Source organism: Lacimicrobium sp. SS2-24 (genome assembly GCF_002201535.1).
Lineage (GTDB): Bacteria > Pseudomonadota > Gammaproteobacteria > Enterobacterales > Alteromonadaceae > Lacimicrobium.
The window spans coordinates 156,858-171,773 of record NZ_NIWW01000001.1; the positions used below are offsets into that span (position 1 = coordinate 156,858).

Here is a 14,916-nt window from a genome sequence, read left to right on the forward strand (position 1 = left end):
ATGTCAGCACTGGTTTGGTTAAGAAGTGATTTACGCACACTCTGGCATGCACCACTAAGCTATGCATCACATCATCATGACAACGTCACCGCGCTGTTTTTTATTACCCCTGAGCAGTGGCAGCACTATGGCCTTGCGGGCATTAAGCTGGATCTGATGATGCGGCGGTTACTGTCCTTACGTGCTGAGTTAGCAGAAAGGGGCATAGTGCTGAATATCCTCAGTGTGCCGGGCTATGCCGAGATCGCGAAAACGCTGCTCTGTGTGTGTGAGTCGAATCAGATCAGTCATGTTTACTTTAACGCTGAATATGAGCTGGATGAACGCAACAGAGACAAAGCGGTGAAACATCTGTTGCAGCAGCACGAAATCCGGTGCGGCGTATTTCATGATACCTGTGCAGTTCGCCCCGACAGCATACTGAATCAAAGCGATGAGCCGTACAAAGTATTTACGCCTTATTTCAAGGTGTGGGTAAAGCAACTGCGTCAGACAATGACGCCCATCGAACCAGTGGAAAAAGTAAAAAGCAGCCAGAGTTTTGAGCACAATCTGGACGAAGGTAGCCCACAGTTGAGCGCTTATCTGACCGCTGCCTCTGAAGACTGGCCTGTTTGTCAGGAGTCGGTAGTACAGCGCATGTCCGATTATCTGAACGAAGATGTGACTGATTATGACCGCGTTCGGGATATTCCTAGCCTGCCTGGCACCAGTAAACTCTCGGCGTATTTCTCTATCGGTAGCCTGAGCCCATTACAGGCAGTAAATGCTATGGTAAATCGCCTTGGTGACACAGTGTTTGAAGAAGGGGGCGCACATACCTGGTTAAAGGAACTGGCATGGCGAGATTTTTACCGGTATGTCACGTATCACTTTCCGCATGTTTGCCGCCATCATTGCTTTTCACGTAAATATGACGCTTTTGCCTGGCGTAATGATAAAGCCCTGTTTAAGGCCTGGTGTGAGGGAAAAACGGGTTATCCCATTGTTGATGCGGCTATGCGCTGTCTTAATCAAACAGGTTGGATGCATAACAGACTGAGGATGGTGGTTGCCAGTTTTCTCACCAAGCACCTGCGACTCCCATGGCGCTGGGGTGAAGACTATTTTATGAGTAAGCTCATCGACGGTGACTTTGCATCCAACAATGGGGGTTGGCAGTGGAGCGCATCAGTTGGAACCGACGCAGCGCCGTATTTTCGTATCTTTAACCCTGCCAGTCAGGGAAAACGCTATGACGAAGAAGGGGAATTTTTATTGAAGTGGGTTCCCGAACTCTCTGACGTACCGAAGAAATATTTACATGAACCGCAGAAATGGTCTCAGTTTCATGATATCGATTATCCGTCTCCGGTGGTTGAGCATAAACAGGCTGTCAGCGATACCAAGAGCCAGTTTTCGGCGTTTCTCAAGTAAACTGAATGCCAGCGAATACTCTTTATAGCTCCGGAAAAGGTGCTTGTTTAAGCATAAAAAACAGCGGCCTCAGGCCGCTTTTTTTTGTCATTTCTACCTTATCGGGGCAGGCGACACTCATGATCTTTACTCGCCAGTTGATCAGCCCACATGGCCTTAACGGAAAAGTCAGATTTTTTCGCTTTTTTAGCCGCTTTGGCTTTAGCCGGGGCCTTTTTGGTAGCGGGCTTGGCGCTGTCAGAAGCGGCTTTTTTAGCTGGGGCCTTTTCTGTTTTTTCAGCCTTTTTAGCCGGCGCTTTTTCACCGCCGCCTTGGGCTAATTCGTCAGCCAGCTCTTCGAGCTGTGCAAGGCGCATATTCTTACCACCGTCGACACTGTACCAGCCACCTTTGGCTTCGAGCTTTGGTGCTTTACCGTTCGCTGCTTTGTAAGCCGCGGTGAATTTCTCGATTACTTGTTCTTTATCCAGTTTACTCATAATTAGGATCTCTTAATACTTTAACCAGTACCTTTATTTTGAGTGATTAAAAAAGCAGAATGGGCTTTTATACCTTGTTTGCTTTTTAATGTCTAATTTTCACTCATAACAGGCGATTTTAACGTGATATTGCGAGAAAAACTGACTCAATACCTCAATCAACTTCTTTGTCCTGAGAACATTCAGGACTATTGTCCCAATGGGTTACAGGTTGAGGGTAAAGCTGAGATACGCAGAGTGGTGACCGGAGTAACCGCCAGTCAGGCGCTCATTGACCGTGCCGTTGCCCTTCAGGCCGATGCCGTTTTTGTTCATCATGGTTACTTCTGGAAAGGCGAGGACCCCTGCGTCAAGGGAATGAAAAGACGCCGTCTTGCTACACTGCTGGCCCATGATATTAATCTCTATGCTTACCACCTGCCGTTGGACATCCATCCGGCACTGGGCAATAACGCTCAGTTGGCAAGACTGTTGGATATTCAGGTCAGTGGTGGTCTTGAGGCCTCTAATCCTCACTCGGTGGCCATGCGCGGACGCTTTGAAAGGCCTTTGACAGTGTCAGAGCTTGGGGAGCGTATTCACACCAGGCTGCAACGTCAGCCTCTGATTGAGGCCCCCGCTCATCAGCCACTTCAGACGGTCGCCTGGTGCACCGGTGGTGGTCAGGGATTCATTGAACAGGCAGCAGAGCAGGGCATTGATGCGTTCATCACCGGCGAAGTGTCGGAACAAACTATTCATACGGCAAGAGAAATGGGTATTGCTTTTTTTGCTGCAGGACACCACGCCACCGAGCGTTATGGTGCAAAGGCACTCGGTGAGCACCTGGCAGGACAACTACCGATTGAGGTGGAGTTCATTGATATTGATAATCCGGCCTGATCCTGTCACTACGAGCTGGCGTTGTGCATGCCAAAGGAAAACGAATGAGTAAACAGTGGCAACAGGATCAGAGCTTTGATCGTATCGCCAAAAAGTTCGAAAAGAACATTTATGGCACCACCAAAGGACGCCTTCGCCATGAGTTGTTGCTGCATTATTTGCAGCAGCATCTTCCTGCGGGGCCACTGGACTGCCTCGATGCCGGCGGCGGCACGGGTGTTATGGCAAAAGCCCTTGCCGAGATGGGGCATAAGGTGCTGGTGAATGATATTTCTGCCGATGCACTGGATCTTGCCCGGGCAAAGTTTGAAGGAGAGATTCAGGTAAATTTTCACTGTGGCCCCCTGCAAAGTCTGGATTCGCATAACCAGTTTGACCTGATTACCTGCCATGCCGTTCTGGAGTGGCTCAGTGATCCTTATGAGGCTCTCAATGCTCTGTTTGACCGGCTCAAACCCGGTGGTTATCTGTCTCTTAGCTTTTTTAATCTTGATGCCCATCGGTTCAGTAACTTGCTGTACGGTAACTTTGATTATGTCGATAAGGAGTTTGTGGTTAGCAACAGGGTAAGATTGAATCCCAATAAGGCGCTGGCCCCTGCGGAGGTAATTGACTTTTTAAAGGCTGAGGATTTTGCTATCCGGCATCAGGCGGGTATACGCTGCTTTCACGACTATATGCGTGACAAATCTATGCAAAACAGCCATTACGAGCAGATTAAGGCAAAAGAAATTCAATTTGGTACGACCCACCCTTACTTGTGGTTGGGTCGCTATTTTCATCTGCTGGCGGTCAAACCAGAAAGCTGACCTCGTCACGTTGGCCCTTTTCCGCCAGTTTCAGGTTGTTCATGGTGATATTGGCTATCTGAGTCAGAGCTTCCTCAGTGAAGAACCCCTGATGCCCTGTGATAAACACATTGGGAAAGGTGAGCAGGCGCAAAAATACATCGTCCTGAATAATTTCTGTAGAGAGATCTTCAAAGAACAGATCTCCTTCCATTTCATACACGTCCAGTCCAAGATAACCGATTTTTTCGGTTTTCAGCCCGCGGATCACCGCATGGGTATCAATCAATCCGCCCCGTGAGGTGTTGATCAGCATTACGCCTTCTTTCATCTGCCGGATTCGGCTGTCATCGATCAGGTGGTGGGTTTGCGGCGTCAAAGGACAATGCAGTGATAGGATATCGGCTTGTGCAAATAAGGTGTCAAGAGAGACATACTGGCCCCCAGCTTCAGTAACCTGCGGAGATTCAACCGGATCGTGACAGATAACCTGACAGCCAAATCCACGCAGGATCTTTAATGTGGCCAGGCCAATGCGTCCGGTACCGATCAACCCGACGGTTTTACCATGCAGATTAAAGCCGGCTAACCCCTCGATGGAGAAATTGGCTTCTCTGATTCTGTTGTAGGCTTTATGTAATTTACGGTTGAGGGTCAGAATCAGTGCCAGAGTATGCTCGGCTACTGCCTCGGGCGAATATGCCGGTACCCGTGATACGCTTATACCGGCTTGTTTGGCTGCCTCCAGATCAACATTGTTGAAGCCTGCGCAGCGAAGTGCAACATGCTTTACTCCGTGGACTTTGAGCTGTTCGATAACCTCAGCCGTCAGCTGATCGTTAACGAACACACAAATGGCATCAAAGCCAGCTACAAGCGGCAGGGTTTGCTGATTAAGACGGGCCTCAATAAACTGCAAATCAAAACCTGGGTTGGCTTTTAACAGCGAGTCACGGTCATATTGTTTGGCACTGAACACAGCAATTTTCATCGTTAACCTTTTCCTTGTTTGATCACAGTGTTTTGTTACGCTTTTTGCAGTAAGGACTCGATATCTTTACGCATGTCCTCAGGCTTCGTCGTGGAGGAATAGCGTTTGATCACCTCGCCTTGCTGATTAACTAGAAACTTGGTGAAATTCCATTTTATGCTCTTGCTGCCCAATACGCCCCGGGCACGGTCTTTAAGAAACTGATACAAGGGGGCGGCATCGTCGCCGTTCACATCGACCTTCTTAAACAATGGAAAGGTAGTACGGTAGGTTAAGTTACAGAACTCCTGTATCTCTTCTGCACTGCCTGGCTCCTGATTACCAAATTGATTACAGGGAAATGCGAGGATCTCCAGTCCCTTGTCGTGGAAGGCTTTATAGAGCTCCTCCAGCCCCTCGTATTGCGGTGTAAACCCGCACTTGCTGGCTGTATTGACGATAAGCAGTACCTTACCCTTATAGTCATTCAGGGATTGGACTTTGCCATCAATTTTTTCTACTTCGAAGTCGTAAAGGCTTTCTGTCATAATTGCTCCGGAATCGTTAACCACACTCAGTGTGCAGAGCATAGCATTTAAAAAGGATTAGCCCATGGTGAAAAAAGTAGCATTTATCGGTTTAGGCGTGATGGGGTATCCCATGGCGGGGCATTTGCAGCGGTCAGGCTATCATGTTTGTGTTTATAACCGCACTGCTGAAAAAGCGGATAATTGGGTGGCTGAATATGGTGGCAGTAAAGCCGATACGCCCAAGCAGGCTGCCACTGAGGCGGAACTGGTTTTTGTCTGCGTGGGCAATGATGACGATTTGCGTTCGGTTGTTTTGGGGGAGCAGGGCGCACTGGCCGGGATGCAAGGTGGTAGTGTATTAATCGATCATACGACGGCCTCGGCAAAGGTCGCCAAAGCGTTATATCAACAGGCCAGTGAGCGCCAGGTGGGATTTCTTGATGCACCGGTCTCAGGGGGGCAGGCCGGTGCTGAGAACGGCCAGCTTACCATTATGACCGGTGGTGACAGTCAGGTGTTTGAGCGGGCAGAGCCGGTCATGCAGGCTTACGCCCGTTGTTGCAAATTGCTGGGGCCTGCGGGTACCGGACAAATGGCGAAAATGATGAATCAGATCTGTATTGCCGGTGTAGTACAGGGTCTGGCCGAGGCGCTAAATTTTGGTCAGCAGGCGGGTCTGGATTGTGAAGCGGTCATTGATGTGATCAGTCAAGGCGCGGCGCAATCCTGGCAGATGCAAAATCGCTATCAGACCATGCTAAATGATCAATATGACTTTGGATTTGCGGTGGACTGGATGCGTAAGGATCTTGATATCGCCTTACAACAGGCCCGTGAGCTGGGCGTGACCTTGCCGCTGACGGCGTTGGTGGACCAGTTCTATGCCGATGTGCAAAACCTTGGCGGGGGCCGCTGGGACACATCCAGTTTATTGGCAAGGCTCAACAACAAGCGATAAGCTATTCGGGTTTAAAATGCCACTGGTGTTCAAAGTAGTAAACCTGACCGTTGGCATATTCGCGGTCTGCTTTCCAGGTGCGGTTATTAAGCTTTAACACCACACCTGGGTGAATTTTCTTGCTTGCACGCAAACGAGTGATCAGCAGATAGTCGTCCTTGGCTTTACGCAACGCTTCGGTTTTTTGGGTGACCCAGTCAAGGAGCTTTTCTTCACCTTTGTAGAGGCTCATGATGCGATTAACTTTCTCGGAAAGCTCTTTGGGCAGACGCTTTTTCTTAATGGTGTCGACTTTTCCCTTGTGACGGTAATAATTGTTTTGCAGTTGCTTGAGTAACTCTTCAAATTCGTCTTTTCTTTCGATCAGGTAGTTATAACCATCACTGTAGTCAATAAACAGGTTTGAGCCTGACACGGCGCCAATTACACCGGCTTTCACCTCATCCTGACACTGGATCTCACAACCAAAAAGATTGCCGTTAGGGTTATCCATCGGACCCACAATAACACCACCACCACAGACAATGCGGCTATGAGCTAATTGTTTACCCACTGTCACATTACCACTGCAACTGATATCCAAACCTTGCCCATGTTGTACATGCACACTGCCTCTTGCCGTCAGTTTGGTATTGTATTCCGTCTCATCAGTGTCGCTCTGTTTACCCATGGCGCCCTGGGTGATAATGATATCTCCGCCAGCCTGAATATGGGCCGATTCAACGAAGCCGTTTATGGTGACGTCACCGGTGGCAATGATCACCATTTTTTCGGTGACATCGCCATTGACGATCACGGCGCCTTCGTAATTAATGTTGCCGGTACCGACATTGACACCCTTGGTGATGTAGGTTTCATCCACCCACATGTCGCCGTTCTGAAACTTCGGCATCCCGGAGATTTCAGCCAGTAACAGGTTTTCATCATCAGGACTGACGACTATGCCACTACCGGCCTTTATTGGCAGCCATTCGCCGGCCACCGGGGTGAGGGTTTCTCCGCGAACCGTAAAGCCGTTTCGTCCTTCACTGGGAGGCAGTCTTTGCAGCACGGGGGTCTGTGCCTTGACACAGATTATGTCACCTAAATCCCGCATATCGACACGACTTTTGCTCACTTCCTGCGGCTGCAGAATACGCTCAAGGGCATTGGGTACCAAAGGAGATAAACGAGACGGACGACCGTTGCGGGCTGGCAACCCTCTGGCAATCACTTCCCGAATGACGGTACCCGGCGGTTCCTCGTTATTGGCTCGGTCAACAATGCGCTGTATATGGTTTTTTCCAAGCCCCTTGCGGATGCCCGCTTTACGGGCCATTTTAACCAGCTGGCTGGAGGTGGGATTTTTACCGCCTTGCGCCGTGGTCATGACGATCTCTGCCGCCATGTCAGAATCCTGCATGGAAAACTGGACTTCGGCGTCACGCTTTTCGGCGATACGCTCGTCGATAATCTTGTGACTGTTGTTTTCCTTGGCATTGTGAACTTCCTGTTCAATCTTGACCAGAGAGCCATCGAACACCAAAAAATTCTTTTGCTCGCTCTCTTGCAGCAACTGCATCATGTCGCTGGTTTTAAGCTTGCCTTTAATTTCACTGGTGTCGATTCTGATCCTCAGAAACAGACCACTGTCTTCAAGTGTGAGGGTAACGCCTTCCATACTCCAGCCTGAATTTACCTAGTGCTATCTACTTATCGGACAGCAACAGCCTAACGTTAAATATTCTGTGCATATTGATACAGTGCACGCAAAATTGCCAATTTGTTTGCATCCTGGCGGTGTAACTCGGCCAATCGTTCTATTTCCTGCAAGTATTCTGGCATTTTTATACTGCCGGGGGAATCAGGATCTAACAACCTAAACTGACGGTGACGTTGCCATTGCTCCAGCTCGCTGGCATTCAGGGTAGCCGGATAGTTTCGCGCCCGATAACGAAATAGCAGGGTATTGAGACGCTTATCATCAAAGGTCCAGTCTAGCGAGGCTAATTGTTCCGGATCACAGTGATGAAGTTGCTCTGCTTTGCTCTTGTCAGCGTCACTGAGAAAGCCGCCACTGTACAAGGCATGGTCAGCATCACGGGCTGTTTCATTATGGGGCGTATCAAAGATATCCTGAAGTTTTTGTTCCAGACCATGATGTTGACGAATTGCCTCCAGATGCTTCAGGCATTGCTGTCGATCAATGCCGAGTCGCTGCGCATTTTCTTCGGTGAGTGTTTTTGCCGGTGCCAGCACTGGACACTTATTGATATGAACCAGCTTGATGGGAAGGCGCTGTTCGTTTTCCTCCAGCAAAGCCTGCGGTGTATAGAGCTTCTCTCTCAGGGCATCTGCGGATAAATCAAACAGCGGCTGTGGATCCAGTGCCAGGTTCAGGACGATAACAGCATTTTTGTTGCTTGGATGGGGGCAAATGGGTACCACCCAGGTACAACAACCATTCGCCGCTGCAAGCTTGGATGAGATATGCACCAGTGGCACTTTGTTTTGCCAGTCGATGAGTTTGCTCACTTCTTTTTTCAGGCGAAGTCCGAATAAGTAGTCATACAGCTTGGGCTGTTTTTCCTTCACCAGCTTAGCGAGATTGAGCGTGGCATAGACATCTGACATGGCATCATGGGCGTCCTGATGGGCGATACCATTGGCGGCGCTGAGCCGTTCCAGACGGAAGCTCGGAATGCCGTTATCATCCAGCGGCCAACTGATACCCTCGGGTCTCAATGCATAGCAGGCCCGAACCATATCGATAATATCCCAGCGACTGTTGTTTTGTTGCCATTCTCTGGCATAGGGATCGTAAAAATTACGGTAAAAAAGGTTACGCGTAACCTCGTCATCAAACCTCAGACTGTTGTAACCCGCCCCGCAAGTAAAGGGCTGTGAGAAGATTTGATGGATTTTGGCCGCAAAGTCCGCTTCAATCATGCCATCACGTAAGGATTGCTGCGGTGTGATACCGGTGATCAGGCTTGCCTGTGGATGAGGTAAATAGTCGCTGGGGATCTGGCAATAAAAATTCACCGGCTTGCCGATGATATTTAAATCCAGGTCGGTGCGTATACCGGCAAACTGTGCCGCAGGATCTTTGCTTGGGTTGGCACCCCAGGTTTCATAGTCATGCCAGAAAATGGAAGGTTCAGACACACTTGGGTTCCTTGCTCATAAATCAGTGCTGAGCATCAGAGCAAATCAAGGCCTTAAACTCAAGTGTTATGATAATCTGCATTAAAAACCACAGGAGAATTTCAATGAAAAAGCTTTTATTACGCACGCTAATGGCCTGCTCGGTGCTTGGCATATCCCCGGTTAGTGCGCAAGCACCGGCAGGGCATCCGGTAGCCATCGCCATTCATGGTGGTGCCGGTACCATCAATAAAGATAATATGAGTGCAGAGAAAGAGCGCGAATACCGTTCCAAGCTGGAACAAGCGGTCAAAGCGGGGCATGCTGTCTTAGCCGCCGGAGGCAGCAGCCTGGATGCGGTGGTTGAGGCGGTTCAGGTGATGGAGCAATCTGAGTTGTTTAACGCTGGTAAAGGGGCTGTCTACACCTTTGACGGTGAGCATGAACTGGATGCGTCTATCATGTGGGGAAAAAATCGACAGGCTGGTGCCGTGGCCGGTGTTAAAACCATCAAAAGCCCGATAGCTCTGGCAAGAGCGGTCATGGTTCACTCCGATCACGTCATGCTCAGTGGTCGTGGTGCAGAAGCTTATGCTGCTACGCTGGAGCTGGACACTGTGAGCAATGATTACTTTGATTCCAAGGCGCGCCTGGAACAATTACACAAAGCCAAAGCTACCATGAAACTGGATAAAACCGCCCAACTGGACCCTTTAGCACTGGATTATAAGTTCGGTACTGTGGGTGCTGTAGCTCTGGATAAAGAGGGTAATCTGGCCGCCGCCACCTCTACCGGAGGCATGACGGCCAAGCGCTGGGGGCGAATTGGGGATTCGCCGGTTATCGGTGCAGGCACCTTTGCTGATAACCAAAGCTGTGCTGTTTCTGCCACAGGCCATGGTGAATATTTTATCCGTTTTAACGTTGCGGCAGACATCTGTGCACGTGTTGCGTATCAGAATGTCAGTGCACAGCAGGCAGCCGATGAAGTGATTCATAATGTGCTCAAGCCTGCCGGTGGTACTGGCGGTGTCATCGTGATGGATGCACAGGGCAACATCAGCCAGCCTTTTAATACGCAGGGTATGTACCGTGCCAGTATTGACACCTCAGGTGAACTCAAGGTGGGTATATACGGGCATAGCCAGTGAACCGTTATTAGCCATCTTTAAAAGGTCCGTTCTTCTGAAGGTGAACAACAGCCTTTTTCATTTTGGTGGGGCCATGCTTGTGCCAGCCCATCACGGTCAGGGGCTGGCATGGCACATTACCGCGCCCAGTCAGTCAGACTTTTTTTGTTCAATGGGTTTTATTGTTTGTTTTCGCTCAAAAAATTCAGCAAAAGGCGGGAATTAATTGGTCCTGCCGTCTATCTTTAAGATGAGCACCTTACAACAACAGAGGAAGCATTATGGAATCCTTGAAAGTCAGTGACTATATGAATCCACGGCCCGTTACCTTTAAGCTTGATATGACCGTTGCAGAGGCGGTGGAGCGATTACTTCAGGGCCATCAGACTGGCGGACCGGTCATAAATGAACAGCGCAAACTGGTCGGTTTTTTGTCTGAGCAGGATTGTCTGACGAAAATGCTGGAGTCCAGCTACTACCGTGAACAGGTGGCACGGGTAGCGGAGATCATGCAAAGCGAGGTGCTGTCGATTAAGCCCTACATGTCCATCATTGAACTGGGACAGCAAATGCTCCACGAGAAACCCAAAGTGTATCCTGTTGTTGATGATGACGGCTATTTACTGGGCAGTATTACCCGTTCTCAGGTGCTGCATGCCATGGATATTCAATTGCATGATGGCTATAAACGCGCGGGCTAAACAGGTTATTTAACCATTCACAGTAGAAATTCACTGCGCCTTCTTCTAGGATCGTCGCCTTTATAACGACACAGCGATTTCTATTGTCTATTGCATCCCTAAAGCAGCGTATTGAACAGTGCATGACCCAGGATCGTCATGCATTGCGCATGGCGCTGAGAAAAACGCCTGATGCTCAGGCTCTGGAAAAACTTGAAAAGCGCATCAGTGCATCGATGATGCGCCGTGAAGCCCGTGACCAGAACAGGCCCAAGATTGACTACCCCGATCTGCCCGTAACCGATTCCCGGGAAGAGATTGCCGACGCCATAGCCAATCATCAAGTGGTGATCATTGCGGGTGAAACCGGGTCAGGTAAAACGACCCAGATTCCAAAAATCTGTCTGCAGCTGGGCCGCGGTGTTGCCGGCTTAATTGGACACACGCAGCCACGGCGACTGGCGGCCCGGTCGGTTGCCAATCGTATTGCTGAAGAACTGCATAGTCCGATGGGGCAGGCTGTGGGCTATAAAGTCCGTTTCACCGACCAGGTCAGTGACAGCACCTACATTAAGTTGATGACAGATGGCATTTTACTGGCCGAGATTCAAAAAGATCGTTTTCTCAATCAGTACGACACGATCATTATTGATGAAGCCCATGAGCGTAGCCTGAATATCGACTTTATTCTCGGCTATCTCAAGCAGCTGTTACCCAAACGCCCCGACCTTAAGTTGATCATTACCAGTGCCACCATTGATCCCCAGCGCTTCGCCGCCCATTTTAATGATGCCCCGGTGCTGACGGTCAGTGGCCGCACCTATCCGGTGGAGATTCGGTACCGTCCGACAGACGAGGCAGAGGACAAAGATCGCGATCAGCTGGATGCCATTGTCGATGCGATCAACGAGCTGGCGCGGGAAAAAACTCATGGCGATATACTGATTTTTCTCTCCGGTGAGCGAGATATTCGTGACACGGCGGAGGGCCTCAAGCGCCAGCAATGGCGCAATACCGAAATTCTGCCTTTGTATTCGCGGCTTTCTAATGCGGAACAAAACCGTATTTTTGCTCCGCACAGTGGCAGGCGTATCGTGTTGGCGACCAATGTGGCCGAAACGTCACTGACCGTGCCGGGCATTAAATATGTGATTGATCCTGGTTTTGCACGATTGTCCCGTTACAGCTTCAGGAGCAAGGTACAGCGGCTCCCTATTGAGGCCATTTCACAGGCCTCTGCCAATCAGCGTGCCGGTCGTTGCGGCAGGGTGTCAGAGGGTATTTGCATCCGCTTGTACTCGGAACAGGATTTCCTGGGCCGCCATGAGTTTACCGATCCGGAAATTCTCAGAACCAATCTCGCCTCGGTTATTCTGCAAATGCTGTCGCTGGGGCTGGGTAACATTGAGGCCTTTCCTTTTCTTCAGGCACCGGACAGTCGCCACATCAAAGATGGCTTCAGGTTGTTACATGAGTTGGGGGCTGTCACTTCCGCCAAAGGCGCCCCTAAGCTAACCCCGCTGGGACGCCAGATAGCACGACTGCCGATCGATCCGCGCTACGCCAGAATGTTGGTGGAAGGTGCTTCATTAAATTGCCTGCAAGAGGTGATTATTATCGCCGCAGGGTTATCGATCCAGGATCCCCGCGAACGGCCCCATGACAAACGTCAGGCCGCAGACGAGGCCCATAGTGAGTTTGCCAGCAAAGAGTCTGACTTTTTGGCCTACCTGCAGTTGTGGCGCCACTTTCGTTCGCAGCAACAACAGCTTACCAACAGCCAGTTTCGTAAGTGGTGCAAGGGACATTTTGTTAACTACCTGCGCCTGCGGGAATGGCAGGATATTGTCAGCCAGCTCAAGCAGGGGATCGTTGAACTGGGCTTCAGGCTCAATAGCGAAGAGGCACAATACGATGCCATTCATCAGGCCATCGCCAGCGGATTATTGTCTCATATCGGTTTTAAAGATAAGGAACGTGAGTACCTCGGGGCCCGTAATAGTCGCTTTATGATTTTTCCTGGCTCGGGAGTGGCCAAAGCTGCGCCTAAGTGGGTAATGGCGGCCGAACTGGTGGAAACCACAAAACTGTTCGCCCGCGATGTGGCAAAAATAGAACCCGCCTGGTTGGAAAAGCTTGCGACACACCTGACAAAGTCCCATTTCTCGGAACCATTTTGGTCGAAAAAGCAGGGGGCGGTCATGGCGCTGGAGCGGGTGACGTTGTTCGGTCTGGATATCGTCAGAGGTCGCCAGGTTAACTACAGCCGCCATGATCCACAGGTATGCCGGGAGATTTTTATTCGGGAAGCCCTGGTAAACCTGGATACCAAACTCAAGGAAGCCTTTTTACAACACAATCAGGATCTGGTGGAGCAGGTGGAAGAGCTCGAAGCCAAATCCAGACGGCGGGACATTCTGGTTGATGAGGAACATCTGGTAGCGTTTTATCAGCAACGACTGCCAGAGGACATCTGCACGGAAGCGGCTTTTCGTAAATGGTGGTCAAAACAAGCCGATAAGGACTGCCTGAAGTTCAATCTTGACGAGTTGATGCGTCAGGATGCCGATCATATCAGTGCACTGGATTACCCAGATCAGTGGTCACAGGGGAATCTCAGTCTGCCGCTGGAATACCACTTTGATCCTAAAGATCCCGACGATGGTGTCAGTATGCTTATTCCCTTGCCACTTTTGAACCAGGTCAGTAATAAGGGCTTCGACTGGCACGTTCCGGGCTTGAGGGAAGAGCTGATCACCGCGTTAATCCGGGCACTGCCGAAACGTCTGCGTCGCAACTTTGTGCCGGCACCGGACTACGCCAGAGCCTGTATGCAAAGAATGTCGCCGTCGGAGCAATCCTTTACCCAGGCACTTTGTGATGCCCTTAAAAAGATGACTGGGGTAGAGGTGACGGAACAGGACTGGCAATGGGACAGCTTGCCAGCCCATTTGCAAATGCACTTTAAAGTGGTGGACGACAAAGATAAGGTGCTGGCCGAAGACAAAGATCTCAACCGCCTGCAACAGACCTTGCAGGGAAAAGTCAAACAAACCCTCAAGGAAGTAGCGACCCCGAAACTGGAGAAAGCCGGTCTGAGCAACTGGTCTGTGGGCGAATTGCCAAAAGAATTTGTTAAGGGCCAGGGTAACTATCAGGTTAAGGCCTATGTAGCGCTCAATGACGATAAAGACAGTGTGTCGGTGAAACTGTTTGACCAACCCTGGGCCGCCGAAAAAGCCCATAAAGAAGGCCTGAAACGGCTGCTGCTATTAAACCTTCCATCGCCGGTCAAATACCTGCAGCAGAAGTTACCCAATAAGGCGAAACTGGGGCTATATTTTAATCCTTTCGGTCAGGTTCAGGCCTTGATCATGGATTGTATCTCTGCGGCCATGGATGTGTTGATTGGCTCGCAAGCTTCAGAGATCCGTACCGCCGAGCAATTTGAACAGCTGCAACAGTTCACGGCCAGTGAACTTAATCCGTTGGTGCTCGATATTGCAGTCAAAGTAGAGAAAGGACTGACCACGGCGCATCAGGTACATAAAAAGCTCAAAGGTAATATTCCGCTGAATATGATCAGTGCCACAGGTGATATTAAAGCCAATCTGGATGAATTGGTGTACGCCGGTTTTGTCAGTGATGTTGGGGTAGCGCGTCTCGATGACTGGAACCGCTATTTACAGGCGATAGCCAAGCGACTGGACAAACTCAGCATCGATGCTGCTAAAGACAGGCAGCATCAGTTGGTGATTGAAAAGGTCGAAGATGCGTGGAAAGGATGTTTAAAAAAAATTCCACAGGGGCAGCCCGTACCCACTGAATTGGCTGAGGTGAAATGGATGCTGCAGGAGCTCAGGGTGTCGTTTTTTGCGCAGCAGTTAGGCACCGCCTATCCCATTTCCCAAAAACGCATTATGAATCATTTACAGCAGTTCTGAATGACCATTGTGA

12 protein-coding genes are annotated in these 14,916 nt (G+C 50.0%); 7 read left to right on the forward strand and 5 right to left on the reverse strand.

Annotated features, from left to right (window positions below; translation table 11 throughout):
* On the forward strand, window positions 1–1,416 hold the full coding sequence (phrB, locus tag CCY32_RS00665) for a deoxyribodipyrimidine photo-lyase (RefSeq protein ID WP_088328430.1): 1,416 nt from the start codon (window positions 1–3) through the stop codon (window positions 1,414–1,416).
* 98 nt (window positions 1,417–1,514) lie between these two features.
* Here the strand turns inward: phrB and CCY32_RS00670 are convergent, their stop codons facing one another.
* Window positions 1,515–1,895, reverse strand: a complete 381-nt coding sequence (locus CCY32_RS00670) for a hypothetical protein (RefSeq protein WP_088328431.1) — start codon at window positions 1,893–1,895, stop codon at window positions 1,515–1,517.
* Between the two features lie 126 nt (window positions 1,896–2,021).
* Here CCY32_RS00670 and CCY32_RS00675 point away from each other — a divergent pair, with 126 nt between their 5' ends.
* Window positions 2,022–2,777, forward strand: a complete 756-nt coding sequence (locus CCY32_RS00675; RefSeq protein ID WP_088329206.1) for a Nif3-like dinuclear metal center hexameric protein — start codon at window positions 2,022–2,024, stop codon at window positions 2,775–2,777.
* A gap of 44 nt (window positions 2,778–2,821) precedes the next feature.
* Entirely contained in the window at window positions 2,822–3,586 is a 765-nt protein-coding gene (locus CCY32_RS00680; RefSeq protein ID WP_088328432.1) for a methyltransferase domain-containing protein, read from the forward strand.
* On the opposite strand, the gene CCY32_RS00685 is transcribed toward CCY32_RS00680, so the two are convergent.
* Window positions 3,570–4,556 carry a 2-hydroxyacid dehydrogenase gene (locus CCY32_RS00685; RefSeq protein WP_088328433.1) on the reverse strand — a complete coding sequence of 329 codons (987 nt, stop codon included), beginning with the start codon at window positions 4,554–4,556 and terminating at the stop codon, window positions 3,570–3,572. The two genes, CCY32_RS00680 and CCY32_RS00685, sit on opposite strands and share 17 nt — an antisense overlap.
* Before the next feature lie 35 nt (window positions 4,557–4,591).
* Window positions 4,592–5,083 carry a glutathione peroxidase gene (locus CCY32_RS00690; RefSeq protein WP_088328434.1) on the reverse strand — a complete coding sequence of 164 codons (492 nt, stop codon included), beginning with the start codon at window positions 5,081–5,083 and terminating at the stop codon, window positions 4,592–4,594.
* Between the two features lie 64 nt (window positions 5,084–5,147).
* Here CCY32_RS00690 and CCY32_RS00695 point away from each other — a divergent pair, with 64 nt between their 5' ends.
* Complete coding sequence (locus CCY32_RS00695) at window positions 5,148–6,023, forward strand: NAD(P)-dependent oxidoreductase (RefSeq protein ID WP_088328435.1); 876 nt, start codon at window positions 5,148–5,150, stop codon at window positions 6,021–6,023.
* 1 nt (window position 6,024) lies between these two features.
* Here the strand turns inward: CCY32_RS00695 and CCY32_RS00700 are convergent, their stop codons facing one another.
* Window positions 6,025–7,683, reverse strand: a complete 1,659-nt coding sequence (locus tag CCY32_RS00700) for a FapA family protein (RefSeq protein ID WP_088328436.1) — start codon at window positions 7,681–7,683, stop codon at window positions 6,025–6,027.
* 56 nt (window positions 7,684–7,739) lie between these two features.
* On the reverse strand, window positions 7,740–9,170 hold the full coding sequence (gene sbcB / locus CCY32_RS00705; RefSeq protein WP_088328437.1) for an exodeoxyribonuclease I: 1,431 nt from the start codon (window positions 9,168–9,170) through the stop codon (window positions 7,740–7,742).
* A 104-nt stretch (window positions 9,171–9,274) separates the two neighbouring features.
* Here sbcB and CCY32_RS00710 point away from each other — a divergent pair, with 104 nt between their 5' ends.
* The 3 genes from CCY32_RS00710 (at window position 9,275) to hrpA (ending at window position 14,903) form a co-directional block, all read left to right on the forward strand.
* Window positions 9,275–10,300, forward strand: a complete 1,026-nt coding sequence (locus tag CCY32_RS00710; protein WP_088328438.1) for an isoaspartyl peptidase/L-asparaginase — start codon at window positions 9,275–9,277, stop codon at window positions 10,298–10,300.
* A gap of 260 nt (window positions 10,301–10,560) precedes the next feature.
* Window positions 10,561–10,980, forward strand: a complete 420-nt coding sequence (locus CCY32_RS00715) for a CBS domain-containing protein (protein ID WP_088328439.1) — start codon at window positions 10,561–10,563, stop codon at window positions 10,978–10,980.
* An 83-nt stretch (window positions 10,981–11,063) separates the two neighbouring features.
* Window positions 11,064–14,903, forward strand: a complete 3,840-nt coding sequence (gene hrpA, locus CCY32_RS00720) for an ATP-dependent RNA helicase HrpA (protein ID WP_281492496.1) — start codon at window positions 11,064–11,066, stop codon at window positions 14,901–14,903.
* Window positions 14,904–14,916: the final 13 nt, after the last annotated feature.

What these genes read in the sequence shown, in the direction of transcription:
- phrB (WP_088328430.1), top strand. Translation starts at nt 1, where the DNA reads ATGTCAGCACTGGTTTGGTTAAGAAGTGATTTACGCACACTCTGGCAT.
- CCY32_RS00670 (WP_088328431.1), bottom strand. Translation starts at nt 1,895, where the DNA reads ATGAGTAAACTGGATAAAGAACAAGTAATCGAGAAATTCACCGCGGCT.
- CCY32_RS00680 (WP_088328432.1), top strand. Translation starts at nt 2,822, where the DNA reads ATGAGTAAACAGTGGCAACAGGATCAGAGCTTTGATCGTATCGCCAAA.
- CCY32_RS00685 (WP_088328433.1), bottom strand. Translation starts at nt 4,556, where the DNA reads ATGAAAATTGCTGTGTTCAGTGCCAAACAATATGACCGTGACTCGCTG.
- CCY32_RS00690 (WP_088328434.1), bottom strand. Translation starts at nt 5,083, where the DNA reads ATGACAGAAAGCCTTTACGACTTCGAAGTAGAAAAAATTGATGGCAAA.
- CCY32_RS00695 (WP_088328435.1), top strand. Translation starts at nt 5,148, where the DNA reads ATGGTGAAAAAAGTAGCATTTATCGGTTTAGGCGTGATGGGGTATCCC.
- CCY32_RS00700 (WP_088328436.1), bottom strand. Translation starts at nt 7,683, where the DNA reads ATGGAAGGCGTTACCCTCACACTTGAAGACAGTGGTCTGTTTCTGAGG.
- CCY32_RS00710 (WP_088328438.1), top strand. Translation starts at nt 9,275, where the DNA reads ATGAAAAAGCTTTTATTACGCACGCTAATGGCCTGCTCGGTGCTTGGC.
- CCY32_RS00715 (WP_088328439.1), top strand. Translation starts at nt 10,561, where the DNA reads ATGGAATCCTTGAAAGTCAGTGACTATATGAATCCACGGCCCGTTACC.